Source organism: Pedobacter polysacchareus (assembly GCF_019802255.1).
GTDB classification, from domain to species: Bacteria; Bacteroidota; Bacteroidia; order Sphingobacteriales; family Sphingobacteriaceae; genus Pedobacter; species Pedobacter polysacchareus.
The window spans coordinates 175921-194862 of sequence record NZ_JAHYSS010000003.1; the positions used below are offsets into that span (position 1 = coordinate 175921).

General features: G+C 38.3%; 14 protein-coding genes. 2 read left to right on the plus strand and 12 right to left on the minus strand.

Going from position 1 to position 18942, the window contains the following annotated elements; translation table 11 throughout:
* From K7X70_RS08525 to K7X70_RS08550, 6 genes are all read right to left on the minus strand, one after another.
* A complete protein-coding gene (locus K7X70_RS08525) occupies positions 1–822 on the minus strand; it encodes an SDR family oxidoreductase (protein WP_222536656.1) in 822 nt (273 codons plus the stop codon).
* 154 nt (positions 823–976) lie between these two features.
* Positions 977–2230: a sensor histidine kinase gene (locus K7X70_RS08530; RefSeq protein WP_222536657.1), complete on the minus strand. Its 1254-nt coding sequence runs from the start codon at positions 2228–2230 to the stop codon at positions 977–979.
* Entirely contained in the window at positions 2227–2904 is a 678-nt protein-coding gene (locus tag K7X70_RS08535) for a response regulator transcription factor (RefSeq protein ID WP_222536658.1), read from the minus strand. The genes K7X70_RS08530 and K7X70_RS08535 overlap by 4 nt, the downstream gene beginning before the upstream one ends.
* A 39-nt stretch (positions 2905–2943) precedes the next feature.
* On the minus strand, positions 2944–4905 hold the full coding sequence (locus K7X70_RS08540; protein ID WP_222536659.1) for an LTA synthase family protein: 1962 nt from the start codon (positions 4903–4905) through the stop codon (positions 2944–2946).
* A 180-nt stretch (positions 4906–5085) separates the two neighbouring features.
* Positions 5086–5424, minus strand: coding sequence for a helix-turn-helix domain-containing protein (locus tag K7X70_RS08545; protein ID WP_062548871.1), 339 nt, complete (start codon positions 5422–5424; stop codon positions 5086–5088).
* Positions 5425–6097: 673 nt separating this feature from the next.
* Positions 6098–7450: a Gfo/Idh/MocA family protein gene (locus K7X70_RS08550; RefSeq protein ID WP_222536660.1), complete on the minus strand. Its 1353-nt coding sequence runs from the start codon at positions 7448–7450 to the stop codon at positions 6098–6100.
* A gap of 445 nt (positions 7451–7895) precedes the next feature.
* On the opposite strand from K7X70_RS08550, the gene K7X70_RS08555 reads away from it, so the two are divergent.
* Positions 7896–8915 (plus strand): LacI family DNA-binding transcriptional regulator, encoded by a 1020-nt coding sequence (locus tag K7X70_RS08555; RefSeq protein WP_062548873.1) that lies wholly within the window; start codon positions 7896–7898, stop codon positions 8913–8915.
* Positions 8916–8981: 66 nt separating this feature from the next.
* The gene (locus tag K7X70_RS08560) at positions 8982–10073 is read left to right on the plus strand and encodes a phosphotransferase enzyme family protein (RefSeq protein WP_255607014.1); all 1092 of its coding nucleotides are present in this window, start codon (positions 8982–8984) and stop codon (positions 10071–10073) included.
* On the opposite strand, the gene K7X70_RS08565 is transcribed toward K7X70_RS08560, so the two are convergent.
* The 6 genes from K7X70_RS08565 to K7X70_RS08590 all read right to left on the minus strand — a co-directional run bounded on the left by K7X70_RS08565 (position 10018) and on the right by K7X70_RS08590 (position 18905).
* Positions 10018–11733, minus strand: a complete 1716-nt coding sequence (locus K7X70_RS08565; RefSeq protein WP_222536661.1) for a GMC oxidoreductase — start codon at positions 11731–11733, stop codon at positions 10018–10020. The genes K7X70_RS08560 and K7X70_RS08565 overlap by 56 nt on opposite strands.
* Before the next feature lie 14 nt (positions 11734–11747).
* Positions 11748–12245, minus strand: coding sequence for a gluconate 2-dehydrogenase subunit 3 family protein (locus K7X70_RS08570; protein WP_222536662.1), 498 nt, complete (start codon positions 12243–12245; stop codon positions 11748–11750).
* A gap of 84 nt (positions 12246–12329) precedes the next feature.
* Positions 12330–13514, minus strand: a complete 1185-nt coding sequence (locus tag K7X70_RS08575; RefSeq protein WP_222536663.1) for an SGNH/GDSL hydrolase family protein — start codon at positions 13512–13514, stop codon at positions 12330–12332.
* Between the two features lie 37 nt (positions 13515–13551).
* Entirely contained in the window at positions 13552–14748 is a 1197-nt protein-coding gene (locus K7X70_RS08580; protein ID WP_222536664.1) for a hypothetical protein, read from the minus strand.
* Positions 14749–14912: 164 nt separating this feature from the next.
* Entirely contained in the window at positions 14913–18275 is a 3363-nt protein-coding gene (locus K7X70_RS08585) for a DEAD/DEAH box helicase (RefSeq protein ID WP_222536665.1), read from the minus strand.
* 45 nt (positions 18276–18320) lie between these two features.
* Positions 18321–18905, minus strand: coding sequence for an O-methyltransferase (locus K7X70_RS08590; RefSeq protein ID WP_222536666.1), 585 nt, complete (start codon positions 18903–18905; stop codon positions 18321–18323).
* Between the last annotated feature and the right edge of the window lie 37 nt (positions 18906–18942).

The window sequence follows — 18942 nt, forward strand, 5'->3', positions numbered from 1 at the left end:
TTATACGCCACTGTAGGCATTAAATCCACCATCTACTAATATTGTTTCTCCATTTACAAAAGCCGAAGCATCGCTCAATAAATAGATCAATGTTCCATTCAATTCTTCAGGTTTCCCTAATCTACCAAAAGGGGTATGATTTACAAAACGTTGTGCACGATCTGTGTAAGACCCATCTGGATTGGTAAGCAATGAACGATTTTGCTCAGTCAAAAACACACCTGGTGCAAGCGCATTCACTCTAACCCGATCGCCATAACGTTGTGCCAGCTCTATTGCCATCCATTTTGTATAGCCTTCAATCGCATTTTTACCTAAGGTATAGCCCAAAACTCTGGTTAAAGGACGCTGTGCAGCCAGCGAAGAAATATTGACAATCGATCCTTTTCCTTTTTCTGCGATTACCCGACCAAATACGTGTGTAGGTAATACTGTGCCAAAAAGATTAAGTTCTACAGCTTTCTGAGTATCCTCGATATTGATGTCAAATATGTTCTGATCTGGACTGATCGTTGCGCCGGGAATGTTACCTCCAGCAGCATTAACCAAGCCATCAATGGTTCCCCATGCGTTTAAAATTTGTGTTCTTGCGGCAATCAATGCTTTTTCATCCAGCACATCTGTGATGACAGCCATGGCCTCACCACCGTTTATCGTGATCGCTTTGACGCGTTCATTCGCTTTCTCCTCGTTCCTGCCTAAAATGGCAACTTTGGCCCCAGCAGCAGCAACAGCGAGTGCAAATGACTCGCCTAATACGCCAGTAGCTCCGGTAATTACAATCACCTTGTTTTCTAATGAAAACAGATCTTTGCCCTTCATAGTTTATGATTATATAGGTTAAATACTTCAACCAATGTTAAGGAAATTTAACATCGAATACCGGCGAACACCCTTAAATATTTACGATAACGATTGCGTTTTTGTACAATTCAACCGAAATATGGGAAGGATCATACTGAACTGGAGTTAAATGCTAAAAAACAACAGAAAAAACATGCAGATGATTAGCATAAGCATAGGCCATTGTAAATCCATAATGCTGACATATTTGTCGGGAGATCGCCAGACCTAAGCCCATTCCTTCGGAACTAGCGGTTTTATTGAAACGTTCAAAAGGTCTGGTTCCATCTAGAGACATGGCTATTCCAGTGTTTTTGAAAATTAACTGATTTCCTGTAAGTACAATTTCAATTCTTCCCGGCTTTACATTATGACGGATAGCATTACTAATCAGGTTATTCAGCAAAATATCAGCAAGATACTTACTCATCACTACCTCTTTATCCTGTAAGTCTATGTCTACCTCAATTTCTGCAGATTGCAGCAGTTCCTGAAACTGTCTTAGTTTCTGCTCGATCAAAGGTTTAAGCGGAATTGGCTCTTCATTTTTGATCATATTGTTTTCAATCTTAGCCAGCAGCAGCAAAGAGTGATTTAAGCGGGATAGCCGGCCTACGGCTAAGTAAATATCCTCAATCAACTCTCCTTGCCGATCACTAAAACCTGCGGTTTGCAATAAGGTGTCCAGTTTCGAATTGATCACTGCCAATGGTGTCATCATTTCATGAGCAGCATTGTCTGTAAAAGATTTTAGCTCTTTATAGTCTTCTTTTACGCGCTGAGACATTAACAAAACAGCTTGATTCAATTCAACAAATTCATCAATCTTACTTTGCTCTACCTTAACCTCTTTTTTACCAGTCAGGTTAAAAGCTTTCATCTGATCTAGAATATGGTAAAATGGTCGCCATAAACTATTCAGCAGAAACCTGTTTACCAGAAAAAGCGTGACCAACAGCAAAACAATGATTAGCAAACTGATCAGAAAAATGATGCGTACCAAATCTTCTGCTTCCAGTCTGGATTTCACCACCGTAACCTCCACCAACTGATCATTTACTTTCATAACTGTTTTCAGACTTCTACCTGGTTCTTTCTCATGCTCCTTTTCATTCACATATATACTATTAGTGTAGCTCCGCCCAGCAGTATCTGTTGGGCTCACTACTCGATAGCTGACCTTTTGATCCTGAAAATCCCCTGGTAATGGAAGTTTATGGTATTTTTGGACATAAGCGCGTATTTCCTCTTCTTCAATCCGAAGATCGCGGTCCAGTTTCTCAGTCAATATAAAATGGATCACCACATAATAAATAACTCCGGTAAGTAATAATACCAGTAGAGAAACCAATATGTTTACCCGATTATATCGACTGGAAAGTTTCATATATTTTCAAATTTATATCCTACCCCATACATTGATTTGATGTAATCTTTACTCCCGGCTTCGATCAGTTTTTTACGGAGGTTTTTAATATGGGTATAGATAAAATCAAAATCATCCGACAAATCAATCTCATCGCCCCATAAATGTTCCGCAATTGCGTTCTTGGTCACCACCTTCCGCTGATTGGAGGTAAAGTAGATGAGCAGATCAAATTCTTTCTTAGTCAGATTTAGCACACGGTCGTTGACCATCGCTTTCATAGCTAGGGTATCAATGCTGATTTCATTAAATACAATAGTATTATTACCATCAAAACTTTTTCTGCGCACAATAGCAGTTACCCTTGCCTGCAATTCTGAAAGATGAAAAGGTTTCACCAGATAATCATCTGCGCCTAGATTTAGACCATCTACTTTATCATCCAATGAATGCCTTGCGGAAATGATCAATACTCCATCTTTCTTATTCAATTTTTTTAGTGCACGCAGAATTTCCATACCCTCGCCGCCCGGTAAAGTAAGGTCCAATAAGATACAATCATATTGGTAAAGGCTAATTTTTTCCATCGCAGATTGGAAGTCGACCGCAAATTCACAGATATTTCCCTCTGCGCTAAAATAGGCAAGTACACTTTCGCGGAGCGATTGCTCATCTTCAATTAATAGTAATTTCATTAAATAAGGTATGCTAGATGAGTTATAAGTTAATAATTATTATTGATGAAGACCACCATTCTTGAAAAGATCATAAGCAGTTTGATAATTCGCAATGGCTTCTTTTACTACTTCCCCAGAGAATTTTCGGGGAAGCTGTTCATTTTTCTTCTGGTTGTATAAATAAGTTTCCACTTTTTGCTGTGGACTCAGTACCACTAAGCTGTCATTTTTAAGATAGGCAAGCTTTTGATAAGTGCCTAGAAAAGTCCTTGGCACATAAGACTTAGCCAATACATCTTTGCCAAAAATATTACTTTCGTAGCTCCAGCCCATCAAATTGAATAAAGTTGGATAAAGATCTATTTGAGAGCATAAGGGGGTAATTTCCCGTCTTTTAGCCGCAGGTAAATTCAATATTATACAAGGAATATGATATTTGCCGATGTCGATTTCATTTTTACCCGCACTACTGGCGCAATGGTCTGCCACAATAATCACAACCGTATTTTTGTACCAGGGTTTGTTGCTGGCTTCACGCAAAAATTTACCAATGGCATAATCTGTATACCTTAAAGCACCATTTCGGCCTGTTCCCGAAGGAATGTTAATTTCTCCTGCCGGATAAGTGAATGGCCGATGGTTTGAGGTGGTCATCACAAAACTATAAAATGGTTTTCCTTCTTCAAATTGATGATCAGACCCTTTGATTACAGCGCTATAAAGATCTTCATCACTGATTCCCCAGGCATTTTCAAAATGGACCTGATCATCGGTAATGATAGTTCGCTTGGTCAGATAGTGATCACCGGCCATCACCTTTCTGCCACGGTCAATAATATCATAACCATTACTGCCAAAATATTGGTTCATATTATCAAAGTATCCATCTCCTCCATAATAAAAACTGCGATGGTAACCTTCTTTTGCAAAAATGTTTCCTATAGTAGTTAAACTGTCATTGTCAGGACGTCTAACAATACTGCTGCCAGGTGTTGGTGGAATAGCTAGCGAAAGTGCTTCCATCCCCCTTACTGTCCTTGTTCCTGTAGCATACATATTAGTAAACACTAAATTTGTGGAAGCTAAAGAATCCAGGACAGGTGTTAAACCTTCGTTATTTCCAAAACGGGCCATAAAGTCTGCACTTAAACTCTCCACGGTGATCATGATCACATTCGGTTTGTAAGCCGTATTACCAGTTCCTATGATCTCCCTTTTTATGCCGTTATCAGACTGTAAATACCGACTATTATCTTCCTGAAGAATCGACCTAATCACTCGAAAAGCCTCCTGTTTATCCAGCATTTTATAAAAATGATTGTAATTAAGTTCATTATTTTTAAAGGCTGAAAAGATGGAATAAATTCCGGCTTTAGCTAATTCATTCTGGTAGCGATTGGAACCTGTTTCCGCCCATGAATTGGGGATAAAAAACCCAAAAATCAAAGAGATCAATACGATTATACCAGAGGTCGCTCCACGTTTCCTAAATGAAGTAGCTGACTGAAAATGACGATTAAATGCACCAATTTTTACTAAACCAAACAACACCAGCAAGCTAATCAGCATCACCCCACCGATTAGAAAGGGTAAAGGATAAGATTCATTGATATTGTTTATCACTTCGTAAGTATAAACCAGATAATCAACAGCAATAAAATTAAAGCGGCTTTCAAATTCCTGCCAAAAAGTTAGTTCTGCAAAAAAAGAAAACATAGCAATCAATATCATTATAAATAAAACCGAATAGCTAAGGAAAATATTGAACCAGGATTTTAGAAATCGCTGAGGAAGAAAACACAAGTAGATGGCGTAAAACAAAACCAGGAACATGGCCACACCAAAGTCGTAAATGAAGCCCTGACCAAAAATACGCAGGATGGAAAGAAAAGAAAAATCAGTTTTTTCCAATGTAGCAGCCATCAATCCAAGACGAATCAGGAACGACCCGGCAATGAAGGTTGCTACATAAGAAAAAAGCACACTGTACCTTGATTTAAACAGAAAAGAAAAGCTCATAAAACCAAATAAATATGGTCAAATATAGGCCCCTATTCTGTAGTAAAACTGTAGATAAATTTTATAAGTATCAGTATCCCTAAAATATTCAAAAGAAATACCAATAGCCAAGATAAATCCAAAGCAATCAAATACTTATAAATAAATCAGAAACACCGACACTTACAGATTCGCTAAAGATTAAGCGTTTTTATTACGCTGATCTTCTTTATCATATAAATCAATCAGTTTACTTTGCAAACGAATCACAGAACTCTCCAATTGACTGATTTTTTCCTTCAATTGTTCGATGATCTGGATGTGTTCACTTACGCCTTCTTCCCCTACATCTAGAAACTCTCTCAAGCTGAGTCCATGCACTTCAGCAATCTGATTGATGCGGCTAAAGTTAGGATCAGTAATGCTGGTTTCTAGTTTTGAGTATGCTGGAATTGAGATATCCAACAGATCGGCCATCGCTTTTTGGTTGACCCCTTTTTTTTGACGTAAAATTCTAAATTTCTCCCCTAATGTTTTCATAATGAATATTATTATTTTTTAATAACCCCTAATTGAAATAAATTTAAGAAATATTAAATATAATATTATCATATTATTACAAAATTTTGAAATTAATAATTGAAACAGCTTTTTAAAACTAAACTTTTTAGCAAAAAAATCACACCAAAAGGAGTAAAATTCCCGGTGTTTTTTTACGCTGCAAAAGGTAAAAAAACATCGGAAAGCCCAGGCTAGTCACCAGGTAAATCGCTGCACAGTAGCTAGATAAGCCAATTATTTCTTAGTCTGCCTAAAGATAAAAGCGCCCAACATTAAGGCTACCGCTAACCCTGAGAATCCTGGAAAAAGAATAAACAAATATAATATCCCAGCAACGACGGCTAAAGCAACAATAAATAGGAATCCCTGTAAAAAAGACTCCATTTTAAAAGCTGCGATTAAAGCGAACAATAAAAAGGTTAAAGCAAGAATGGTTAAAAACATATACAAAGATGCGTTTCCAATGTTAAGTTAACGTTAAGAAAAACGTTTTCCTTCATTTTTTTTATCAAAAAAAAGGAGCAAACGTAAAAAATCACTTGCTCCTTTTATGAAAATATGAGGATTGAAGATTTAGTAATCTCGGAGAATTTTGACACTAAATTAATTCATCTTAAGAATCCTCCAAAATTGACACTAAAGTTCAATAAGATTAATAATCGTCGTTTAAGGCGAAAATTGGTTTTCTAGTCATCCAGCTTCCACTAGTAAAATCAGGGAAATCAACGGTTTCATTTCCTAATTCTATAGACTGCTCACTTAATGGCGTAATTGCACTCCATGCTGCAGCATCATAAACATCCATTGGTGTAGGTTCATTTCTTTTTGCCGCTTCAATAAAAGCATGAATTACGAAGAAGTCCATTCCCCCATGTCCTGCACCTTGTGCATCATTGCCATATTTTTTCCAAAGTGGGTGGTCATATTTATCTAACCAGGCTGCAGCAGGGTCCCATTGGTGAGGTTTGCTTACTCCTTCTACGTAGACACTTTTGTTCACATCCATCCATAGACCTTTAGTTCCCTGAACTCTAAAGCCCAGTGAATAAGGTCTCGGAAGATTTGTATCATGCTGCAAGATAATGGTTTCGCCATTGGCACAGTCGATAGTCGTAGTTACGATATCTCCTAAACGGAAGTTTACTTTCGCATTTGGATGACTCTCACCACCTTTTTCTACAATATAGTTATGTAGGCCTCTTGCTTTAGTGGCAAAGGAGTTCAATTTTAAGAATTTATTACCTCTGTTGATGTTGATACATTGTGCCACAGGACCGATTCCATGAGTTGGGTATAAATCACCATTACGGTGTACAGAATGGTTCGTTCTCCATTTTGCTTCAGAGAAACCTTTCTCATTAAATTCTACACCACCACCATAAGGCCCTTTGCCATCGTTAAATTTAACCTCTCTAAGGTCATGCTGGTATCCTCCTTGTAAGTGCATAATTTCACCGAATACGCCTTGACGTACCATATTTAACGCAGCTAATACGTCTCTTCTGTAACAAACGTTTTCTAACATCATCACATGAGCATTGTGTTTTTCTGCTGCTTGTACTACATCCCAGTGGTCCTGAAGCGTAATTCCTAACATCACTTCAGTAGCTACATATTTAAGACCAGCCTCCATAGATTTGATAATCATCGGTTTGTGTAATTCCCAAGGTGTAGAAATTACAATCGCTTTTAACCCTTTTGTTTCCAAAAGTTTCTTCCAGGCATGCTCATCACCAGTAAAAATCTTTGGCATTGCTTTACCCGATTTTGCAATCAGCGCTTTAGCCGAATTTAGCATTCTTTCATCTACATCACAGATTGCTACTAAATCCACATCATCTCTTTTCAATAAGAGATCAAGGTGATTTTGGCCTCTCATTCCCACTCCAATCATTGCTACCTTAATCTTTTCACCTTTAGTGCTCGCAAAAATAGATTGCTCAGGTAAAACAGTTATAGCTGCGGCAGTAATCCCGCTATTTCTAACAAATTGTCTTCTATTCATAATATTCAGTTCATTATATATGTTCGGTTCAAAAGTATCGGTATTATGGTATCCATACACGATTATCCGATTACAAGGTATAGACTATATCCAAAACCCCTGCACATCGCGCTTCAAAAAATACACGCAAACGTTTGATATTTTAATATTATATAATTAAAAAAAGAGAATTCCTGAAAAATATAGTTCTTAAGTATATTTGTAACAATTTCATGATCGTTTTACGAGACAAATCTTACATAATTCACCAAAATACGCTTCTGAAGATCAAAAAAACGACATTGACCTTTAAAAAATGTCCGCTTAAACATGAATTCAGGCTTATATTTTCAAACAAACGTTTGCGCACATTTTAGACCTAAGCATCAAACAATTGAGTTTTACATGAATTGTTTTTTTAAAATAATTGAAGGTTATTGAAAGTTTATGCCAATATTTGAACATCATGTCTGATAAACCAACCACGATAAAAGAAATAGCCAAAATACTCAAGATTTCGGTTTCTACCGTTTCAAGGGCTTTAAATGATCATTCCAGTATCGGTTTAACAACAAAGATGAGGGTCAAGAAGCTCGCTACAGAGTTAAACTATGAACCAAATCAGAAAGCGATACAATTTCTACAGGGAAAATCACATATTATAGGTGTGATTTTACCGGAATTATCTGAATCTTTCTTTTCTACTGCCATTAGCGGCATTGAGGATGTTGCCTATAAGAGAAATTATACGGTATTACTTGCGCAATCACATGATGATGCGGATCGCGAAAAGCTGTTGGTAGAAAAAATGAAAACACAGCGTGTAGATGGGCTATTGGTCTCTGTTTCAAAAACAACCAGTACCTACGAACATTTTGAGATATTTAAAAAGCTGAACATCCCAGTGGTATTCTTCGATCGGATTCCCCCTATTAAAGACATCCACTATGTGGCTTCGAATCTGGAAAATGGCACTTATGAAGCAGTCAACTTCCTGCTAAAGAAAGGGCACCGTACTATCGGAATGATCAATGGACCTACTACACTGGTAGCCAGCCATGAAAGAAAGGAAGGTTATATTAAAGCCATGATTTCTAACCGCTTGAAATTTGACCCATCTTTAATCGTTAGCTGTGATCTTTCTGAAAGCGGCACAATTGAAGTAATGAATACCATGCTCAACCACAGACGTAAGCCGACGGCCATCGTCACCTTTAATGATTACGTTGCCTTATTTGCGATGAGACATACCCGATCTCTGGAGCTGGAAGGAATTGACTTCGTCAGCTATGCAAATCTGCCCATTATTAATTATATGGATTATACGCCGATTGCCTCTGTTGAACAGTTTCCCTACAAGCAAGGAAAGAAGGCAGCAGATATACTAATTGATCTGATCAACAGACCTAAAAATGAAACTGGAACGGAACAGGCTTATTTTAACGTAGTTGTGGAATCGGAATTAATTATTTCAAACATTAAGTAATTTTGCGCAAACGTTTGCTCAATGGTTTAATCACATAAATAATTACGTTTGAATCTATAACCAATCTTGAAAAGACGCATGTTCGAAAATATCTTACCATTGTATGGCCTGAATTCTGATGATACGACTGTTAACCTATTTGGCGATGGCCTAATAAACCATACATGGAAAGTAACTGCCGCTGAGCAAAGCTATATCCTGCAAAAGGTAAATACCGATGTATTTAAAGAGCCTTCAAATATTGATAAAAACCTTTGTCTGTTAAAAGACTTTTTAAATAAAAAAGATCCAAAATATCTGTTTGTTTCACCAATAAATGCCTTATCTGGTGCATCACTATTGAAGACACCTGATGGGTATTTTCGTATGACACCATTCGTAGAAGGCTCAATTTCTTTAAATGCACTGACGAAAAGAGAAGAAGCCTATGAAGCCGCTAGGCAATTTGGAAAATTCTCAGCTCTACTGGCAGACTTTAATGCAGAAGAATTAAACATCACTATCCCTGATTTTCATAACCTCAATTTAAGGTACGAGCAGTTTAAAACAGCTTGTGCAAATGCCAATCCAGAACGAATGGAGCAGGCAAAGGAATATGTGGAATTTATCAACGAAAACAAAAGTATCGTAGACACCTATCTGGACCTGGTAGCGAACAAGGAAGTCCCTTTAAGAGTAATTCACCATGATACGAAAATCAACAATGTACTTTTCGATGCACATAATAAAGGCATCTGTGTCATTGACCTGGATACAGTAATGCCGGGTTATTTCATCAGTGATGTTGGTGATATGATGAGAACCTATTTATGTGCTGCAAGTGAAGAAGAAAATGACTTGAGTAAAATCAGCATCAGAAAAGACTTTTTTAAAGCCATTTATGAAGGCTATATGGAAGAAATGGCTGATGTATTGACCGATACTGAAAAACAATATTTCAGTTATGCAGGAAAGTTCATCATCTATATGCAGGCCATTCGATTCCTGGCAGACTACCTACAAAACGACATTTATTATGGTGCTAAATATGAAGGGCATAATTTTAACAGGGCAAAAAATCAAATCGCCCTGTTAAAAGAATATCTAAAGATGGAGGAAGCGCTTACAACTCCCCTTTCTTCATCGAAAGAACCGCGTAATCAACCGCACGCGCAGTAAGCGCCATATAAGTTAATGATGGGTTTTGTGTTGACGTAGAGGTCATACAAGCCCCATCAGTAACGAATACATTCTTACAATCATGTAGCTGATTCCATTTATTCAGAATAGACGTTTTAGGATCAAGTCCCATTCTAGCGCCACCCATTTCATGGATGTCTAAACCTGGTGCTTGTCCGCCGTCATTTACCTGAATATTTTTGAATCCAGCTTCCGTAAACATCTCCGTCATCTGCTCCAGATAATCCTTCTTCATTTTTGCATCATTATCGTCATAGTCCACCGAAATTTGAAGCAATGGAACTCCCCAGGCATCTTTTTTATCCGCATGTAATTTCACATAATTGCTTTCTTTAGGAATCGTTTCTCCCATCATGTGAGAGCCAACTTGCCAGGGACCCAGATTTTTACTTAGCAATTGTGATTTTAAAGCTGTACCTAAACCAGAAGTATCTCTTTCCGTATTTCTATAGGCAGAAAATCCAGCGGCATAACCACGTTTAAAGTTCGTTTCTTGTTTCAGCAAATTTCTAAATCTCGGAATATATCCACCACCTGCGGGATTCCTGCCATCAGTAGTAAATTCTTTTAATCCATCATATTCCGCTCCGATCCTTGCACTATAATTGTGAAAAGCAACATATTTCCCTAAAGTTCCACTGTCATTTCCTAATCCATTCGGGAAACGTGAAGAAGTAGAATTCAATAAAATCAAATTGGTATTGATGGCCGCTGCATTTACAAAAATCACTTTCGCATGATATTCCCGAACTTCCTTAGTATTGGTGTCAATCACCCGAACACCGGATGCTTTCCCTAATTTCTCATCATAAATGATAGATTCGACTACCGAAAACGGCCTTAAAGTTAAGTTACCTGTCTTTTCTGCCCAAGGTAAAGTAGAAGAGTTACTACTGAAATAGCCGCCAAATGGGCAACCTCGCTGACATAAAGTACGGTTTTGACACTTCGCCCTGCCCTGATCAAAATGAATCTGCTTAGGTTGAGATAAATGTGCACAGCGGGCACTGATTACATGACGGCCTGTATATTTATCCCTCATAGTATTTCTAAAATAATCTTCTACAGCATTGAGTGGAAAAGCAGGTAGGAAATCACCGTCAGGCAATGATGCCAAGCCATCCCTATTACCAGAAATTCCTGCAAACTGCTCCACATAAGTATACCAGGAGTCAAGATCCTTATATCTAATTGGCCAGTCTACTGCAAAATCATCACGTAAAGGTCCTTCAAAATCCAGGTCACTCCAGCGTTGGGTTTGTCTGGCCCAAAGCAGAGATTTACCGCCAACCTGATAACCACGGATCCAATCGAAAGGTTTCTCCTGCACATATGGATGCTCTTGATCCTTCACGAAGAAATCCATTGCATCTTCTCTGAAGGCGTAACATTTACTAACCACAGGGTTCGCTTCACGAATCGCAAAAGTAGGTTCTCCACGATGTTCAAATTCGTAAGGGTATTTATTTGTGGTTGGATAGTCTATAATATGTTTAACGTCTTTTCCTCTTTCCAGAACCAAAGTCTTCAAGCCTTTTTCTGTAAATTCTTTAGCTGCCCAGCCACCGCTAATCCCAGAGCCAATTACAATGGCATCATAGGTATGTTCTTTAATACTATCTATGTTTAAGTTTGACATTTCTTTGCTATTAATTAAGCTGATTTAACCCGAAAAAAACCATTGTACCTACCTGGAACGAGTTCCCAGATCACGAGATTACTCATCACATATTTAGAATTGAGATAGCCATCAATGGTTTTCCATTTCATAAACTTGAAAAACTCAATGGTTTCTTCTGAAAGCCCAGCTTTAGCACTATTGGCATCTATCACCAATTGAGCAAGTGCTTTACTATCCAGTCCTTCAAAAGTTTTCAAGCCTGCAAGAAATTGCTGATGCCTTTCTGGGCCAAAGCAATCGTCCAGCATCTTTAGTACATACAAATGGAGTTTTAGGTCTTTAGCTCCGGATGTATCAGTTTTAGGGATAATCAACTCGGCAATCTCTGCAAGCTGACCTTCTTGTGCAGCAGAAATATCGAGGTTTTTAAGTTGGATGGAAACTTTTCCTTCCTCTCTCAAACAGGAAGGCAACAATGCCATTCCCCCTGCAAATATTAATACCTGTTTAATGGCAAATCGTCTGTTCATGGTTCATTTGTGTGGCGCTAAAATAATCCAAAATTTGGAACTCTCCTAAGCTTATATAAAAGGTGGTTAATTTAAAAATTATGCTCAATTCACGAGAAAGTGGGCGATGCGAGCTGAATTCCCCTTACTGTTTTCATTTTTCTTTCCGCTGACTGTTAATTTAAGTTGATGAGGCCCTGTGGTTAAGTCGCTGCCTAACAATAGATACCAAGGCAAATGAAGAGACTTACTCCATTTAGTAAATAAATCAATTTCCTGTTCTGGTTTATCATCAATTGAATATTTAAGGATGCCAGCATCAGCACCTGAAACTACAGCAATACCTATAGCATTTCCTTTAAAGTCAAGTGTCAATTCCGATCCAGGCTGAGTAGAAACCAGCATAGGAATATGCACAAAACCTTTGCGGGTATTTCCTCCATCTTCTGGTTTCCAGTCATTTTTTACCGACCAGCCATTGGAGAGTTTTGCATTTCCTACACCTACATAATGACCGTTTTCAATACTGCCGCCAATTAAAGGTGCAGGCAATTTAGTTGCCAGCCCTTTCTTTAAGCCGATTTCATCTTTTAACAAACGTTGTATCGCTTTATAATAGAGTTCTTGTCCAAACGGCGAAGGATGTAAATCTTTGAAATCTTTTTCCCAGCTAAATTCCTGATTTGCCAACCTATCGCTCACTGCTTTTGCGAGATTAATAGATGGTAAACCATAATGTGCAGCCACGAGTTCATGATTATGTACCGATACCGGTATTTTTCCTTCAGAATAAGTTTTTGTTTTATCAGGATCTGCAAAAGACATCAGAACAATGTCCATCTTTGGCTGATGTAGTTTAGCATTTCTTACTATACCTTCCAAAGCGCGGATTTGAGTGAGGCTGTCTGTCCCATTAACTTCATCATTTACGGCGGCTTCAATAAATAGTAAATCTACCTTTCCAGAATCAAGTACGTCCTGCTTCAAGCGAAAAGCATGAGGCAAACTCCCTAAAGATGGGATTCCAGCCGCGATAAAATGAAACTGGGTTTCCGGAAAACGGCTTTGCAGATCTGCCGATATTTTATCTCGCCAGCCTGGATTGTAAGTAATAGATCCACCTAAAAAGGCAACCCTGGCTTTTTTACCTTGTTGAAAAACTTTAACCGCATGAATTAAACCAGCTCTATGCTCAATATAGTTGCCATCATCCAATGATTTTACTTGCCCATAACACATAATTATACTGCATAGCAAACTGCTGCAAAAACACAAAAGTACCTTGTTCATAAATTTTCAGAAATTATTCAGCAATTAAGATAAGAATTTAATGGCTTGGATCATACTGGTAAACAATCTGATAAGGAATGTTTTTTAGTTTGGCCGAAATTGTACCAATCGGCAGATCCTCCTTTTGTGGTGTAGGTTCACACACGGAATACAACTTTCCTTTATAAACAATTGCATCGCCAATGGGCTGATCAAACTGAACGCCCATGGTGATGTGTGTAGGATAAAGCATCGCAATCATGGGCAAATTGTAGATCTCTTTTACAAGATAGAAAAATAGGGCCACACGGTCATCACAATCACTGTGGCTTGCGAATAATGTCTCTTCCGGTGAAAGACGTTTCTCTCCACCATAATTCTCTTCATCATCCTGATAAAGAAAAGCATAACGGGTGAAACGCATCAGGTAATCCACTCCTTTTTTCTGACTCATCCCTTTTGTGTTTTTTTTTAGCAAGGGAATTAAAGAACCATACGTTTCTTTGCTTAAAGGAATGTTAAAATAAGTTTCAAAATCTACTCCTGGATAATTGGTAAATATGGCCTCCACATCTTTGCTTAGCTTCACATTGAAGTGGTAAGCTTTATGTTTATATACAAACTCCAATTTCTTTTCCAGGTAATTTTCTGGCTTGAAATCAGGCAGTTTGGTCACTTTGTAGGAAAAGGATTTCGTAGCTTCAGGAACCTTTATCTCTACCGGAACAGGTGGATCAAGATTGAGGTCGGCTTTAGGGTAGTCATGGTAATTCAGGCACATGTATTTCTTTTTATCCACCATGAAAAAGGGGATATCAGTAATATCTTCATCATTAAAAACGTAGAAAATGATCTTATCTTTACTCAATGCCAAACGGGCATCATAACCTGATTTTGCCAGCAAGAACCATTTATACAAAGTATAACGGCTATAATTCACAAGTTTAGGACTCAATTGCTCTGCAGTCCTTCTGATCAATTGATAGTACAACCAATCATTTAGCTCTAGCTTTATTTTATAAGCTAAAAGTGAATCTATAATAGGTTGATAATCCGCAGAGTTCAAACGGTTATAAGCCTGTTTTATAGAAGCCATAGAAAGTTCCGGAGCAACAACAACAACCGAGGTATCCAATGTGGTATGGAACATTCCCCCATAAAACTCAAAGGAAATATCTTGCTTACCCTGGCTATAACTAGTACTCAGCGTAAACATTAAAGATAAAGTCCCGAATATTTTTAAGAGATGGCCCATAACCCAAGGATTGCTTCCTATTAAATATACGTAAATTTAATGTTAAGCCATAGGTCAACTCAAATTTCTAACGTTTTTTTACTATTCAGCGCGAACTAGGCAGAAATCGCAATTCATCAAGCCGAAAAACCCATCAAATTTCACACAACCGTTTGCATTCCTATTTAACTGAACAGTCCCAACAAGTCCTTTTTAGATAAGGATTTATAGATGGAATGATCGGTTTTGATGAGGTCTTTGACCAGGTCTTTCTTCGAAGACTGTAGTTTCATTATTTTCTCTTCAATAGTATCAGGACAAATCAAACGTACAGCAATTACATTCTTTTGCTGACCGATTCGATAAGTACGATCGATAGCTTGATTTTCAACTGCAGGGTTCCACCATGGATCTACCAAATACACATAATCTGCCTGGGTAAGATTTAACCCCACTCCTCCTGCTTTTAAGCTGATTAGAAACACCCTTATTTCCGGATCATTCTGAAAAGAATCGACCACTGCCTCCCGGTTTTTTGTCTGCCCGCTCAAGTAAGCAAAACTAATCCCGCGGTCTTTCAACTCTTTTCTAATCAAGTCCAACATGCCCACAAATTGGGAAAAAACAAGGATCTTATGTGCTGAAGATTTGTTTTCAATCTGCTCCAGCAACACCTCCATTTTAGCAGAAGAACTGCCGTAAAACTCATCCTCGCTCAATAGCGCTGGTGAATTACAAATCTGCCTTAATTTAGTAATGCCTTTTAAGACGTTCATCGTGTTACTAGCTACTTCTTCGTCTGTTTGATTGGTCAGGTAATCCCGAATTTCCTTTTCATAACCATCGTATACTTTGCGCTGATCAGCCTCCATTTCACAATAAATCACCATTTCTGTCTTATCCGGTAATTCTTTTGCTACTTGTTCTTTGGTTCTTCGCAGCAAGAAAGGACTAATGCGCTGCTGCAATTGTGTGGCCGCTCTTTTGTCTTTAAACTGATCGATCGGCGTAGAATAAATCTCTCTAAAATGCTGTTTACTGCCCAGTAAACCTGGACAAGCAAAAGACAATTGCCCATAAAGGTCAAAAGTGTTGTTTTCAATAGGCGTACCTGTCAACACTACCCTATTCCTGGATTGCAATAAACGAACCGTTTTATATCGCTGGGATTCTGGATTCTTAATAGTTTGCGACTCATCTAAAAAGACATAATTAAACCTATAGTCTTTTAAAAACCGGATGTCCGTAAGCAAAGTACCATAGGAAGTTAGTATCACTTCATACTGATCGAAATCTTTATGGCCTTTAATCCGGTCTGCGCCATATATTGTCATTACTTTGATAGATGGTGCAAATTTTTGAATTTCCTGTTGCCAATTGAAGATCAAGGAAGCTGGTACCACAATCAAATTAGTATTGTGATGTGCCTTTTCTCTTTGTGCCAGAATAAAAGCAATGATCTGAATAGTCTTTCCAAGGCCCATATCATCTGCCAGACAAGCACCAAAGTTAAATTCATCTAGGAAACTTAGCCAGTTCAATCCTTCTTTTTGGTATGGTCTGAGTGTTGCGTTTAATCCTTCTGGAACCTTAATAGCGGTGATCATACTCGCAGAACCAGAAAGCTGGCTTTTATACATGGCCAACTGATCTTTCACCGATTCGTCCAGTACCTGAGCTTCATAAAGCTCTTCTATAGCTGTAAAGCTTATTCTTGGCGTTTGAATGTGCTCCTCTACCACTTCACCAGCATTAAAATACTTACTGAATTTCTCAATCCATTCGTCCGGAAGAATTCCCATCGTCCCATCATCCAGCTTTATAAACTTGCTTTTATTGCGGATAGATTTGTGTAAGTGTCTTAAAGAAACTACCTGATTGCCATATTTCAGCTTTACCGCGGTTTTAAACCAGTCTATTCCGCTCATCACATTGATAGAAATATTAGCTTTATAGGGATTGAGATTATTGTCTTTCAGTTTATTAAATCCCAGGATACTGATATTTTTATTCCGCCATTCTTCAAAAGCATGAAGAAACCATTGATCCTCCAGCAGTCTGGTTTTATGCAGATAAAAGCAATCGTTACTCTCCATCTGATCCTCAAAATAAGGATGCTGCCTCATGATATTAGAAATAAACTGAAGCTCCGTTTCCGTATCTCTTTTCAAAGTAAATAAATTACCATTTTTATCCCTCGACTGGATTTGCTTCCTAGATAGCACTGGTATTTCCAGGCTTCCATAACGCATAACCGGAGTCAGCAGTACAAAATCTTCAGATTCGGAAAGGTAGATAAGCTGCTCATTCTCTAGGTCAAAACCTTTTTCTTCAATTTGTTTTTTTGTAGCAGGTTTAAGGTAATCATAAGTCACCTTGATTTTATTTTCTAACTTAGAAAGAATCTCCTCTTGAAAAGCTTCGAATTTGGAATGGTGGATCAATATCCGATCATGGTGCTGCTTAAAGAAATCAATCACCCTTAAATAGTTAGGGTTATCAATCAAATGCAGACATTGGTCTATTTGTATAAAATAATTGTATTTCAGCTGAATATGATCCAATGAAAAAACCGTTCCATTGAGTGTAAGTTTCCCAGAGACTTCATAAAATTCATGCCTCTGACTCACATGGAGCGCCATATCTACATTTAGTGTGTTTAGTTTTATTGGAATGATCGCATTTGCAGTCACATTAATCGATACTTTTGTATCATGTAAAAAGACCTCCATTTTCAGGGGATTCTTTGCCACAGCCCTAAGTGCATCCAAATCTGAATCAGCACGCTCTGCATTGTAATTGTTCTGAAATTTTAATACCCCGCTAAAGAATTTTATCACAGCATTGTCTTCTGCTTTCCAAAGCAAATCAGAAGGACTGATGGTTTGAATTGGGTTCTTAAACTTGCCCTCAAGCGTGGTCTGCGCCTCAATAATCTCTAACGTTAGGTGACTATAGAAACGGTGCTGACCGAACACGAGACCCATTTTATGTCTGGATTTTAAGCCTCCAGAAACCGGTAATTGCAATCCTTCTTTTGGAAGCAGTTTCTTTTTAAGGTCATGTCTGCTCTGACCAGTCAAGGGATATAACTCCCTCATTTTAGCTTTAATTTGTGTCTGCCCTTGCAGATATTCCAGTTCGAAAAAATCAGTCAGATTGGCTTCAGTTTCTAATCCATAATCTTTCGCTTGCAGCAGCATCCGCTCTTGCCGCAATTTATAATCGAAGAAAAGACGTAAAGAAGGCCTATTCAAAATATTGTGCAGGGCTTGAGCCTGGTGACTGCATAATTTAGGGTTTGCATCTGAACATCCGCAGGTAATGACCGTTTTACGGTCTCTTTGGCTGATTCCCACACCCGGAAATGGAATACTGCTTCCAGGATCCGTAAAAAAAACAACGTCAATGTCTATGTGCTGCGGAACTAGGTCATAAAACCCCTTTACTCCCGTATCCACCCGATCATTGACGTGTTTTAGTATATATAAGTCTGTTAATTCTGAGAAATCAAAATCTGCTAATACGTATTCTTTTCTAACCTCCATTTGCTCCGGATTCCAAGCCCTAAAGGTAGTCCAATTTTGAAATACCTATACTGCTTTTTTTGTAGCAATTACAATTCCAGTTGCCCAGCATTGTTTGGTGAGGACCAAATCTTCGCGTTGTTCTAAGGTTTCTATTAGGCGAGTAGCTTTCTCAGCATGCCCTTCTGGCCAATTCTCCTGAGGAAGCATATCATCAATGATATAAAACGCACCTGGTTTCAACATGTCCAATACCTCGCCCAACAGCAGGTATTTTCCATGCCAGGTATCTGCAAAAATGTAGTCGAACTTCTGACCTGCATTTTGAAGCACCCAGTCTTCCCCTTCCATACATTGCAGCTCCAGGCGATTATCCTGACCTAGAAAACGTTTTGCAATGTCCAAAAATTGCGCATCATTGTCAATGGATAAAAGACTGGCCTCTTGATCCATCCCTTCCAATATCCAGGAAGTAGAAAGACCTGTTCCAGTTCCCAATTCCAGAAATCGGCCACCAGGTTTCGAAGCAGCCAGTGTTTGCAGCAAAGAACAAGTCATTGTTGCAGAGGCCATAGAAAAACCGGCTTCTTTAGTCGCCTCATCAATAGCCATATAGGCCTTAGGATACTTTTGTTTTATTTCTTCTATCATATATTTGTGGTTCCTTTAGGAATTTGAAATATAGATA

Coding starts and splice junctions, on each gene's coding strand:
- K7X70_RS08525 (WP_222536656.1), bottom strand. CDS start 822: ATGAAGGGCAAAGATCTGTTTTCATTAGAAAACAAGGTGATTGTAATT.
- K7X70_RS08530 (WP_222536657.1), bottom strand. CDS start 2,230: ATGAAACTTTCCAGTCGATATAATCGGGTAAACATATTGGTTTCTCTA.
- K7X70_RS08535 (WP_222536658.1), bottom strand. CDS start 2,904: ATGAAATTACTATTAATTGAAGATGAGCAATCGCTCCGCGAAAGTGTA.
- K7X70_RS08540 (WP_222536659.1), bottom strand. CDS start 4,905: ATGAGCTTTTCTTTTCTGTTTAAATCAAGGTACAGTGTGCTTTTTTCT.
- K7X70_RS08545 (WP_062548871.1), bottom strand. CDS start 5,424: ATGAAAACATTAGGGGAGAAATTTAGAATTTTACGTCAAAAAAAAGGG.
- K7X70_RS08550 (WP_222536660.1), bottom strand. CDS start 7,450: ATGAATAGAAGACAATTTGTTAGAAATAGCGGGATTACTGCCGCAGCT.
- K7X70_RS08555 (WP_062548873.1), top strand. CDS start 7,896: ATGTCTGATAAACCAACCACGATAAAAGAAATAGCCAAAATACTCAAG.
- K7X70_RS08565 (WP_222536661.1), bottom strand. CDS start 11,733: ATGTCAAACTTAAACATAGATAGTATTAAAGAACATACCTATGATGCC.
- K7X70_RS08570 (WP_222536662.1), bottom strand. CDS start 12,245: ATGAACAGACGATTTGCCATTAAACAGGTATTAATATTTGCAGGGGGA.
- K7X70_RS08575 (WP_222536663.1), bottom strand. CDS start 13,514: ATGAACAAGGTACTTTTGTGTTTTTGCAGCAGTTTGCTATGCAGTATA.
- K7X70_RS08580 (WP_222536664.1), bottom strand. CDS start 14,748: ATGGGCCATCTCTTAAAAATATTCGGGACTTTATCTTTAATGTTTACG.
- K7X70_RS08585 (WP_222536665.1), bottom strand. CDS start 18,275: ATGGAGGTTAGAAAAGAATACGTATTAGCAGATTTTGATTTCTCAGAA.
- K7X70_RS08590 (WP_222536666.1), bottom strand. CDS start 18,905: ATGATAGAAGAAATAAAACAAAAGTATCCTAAGGCCTATATGGCTATT.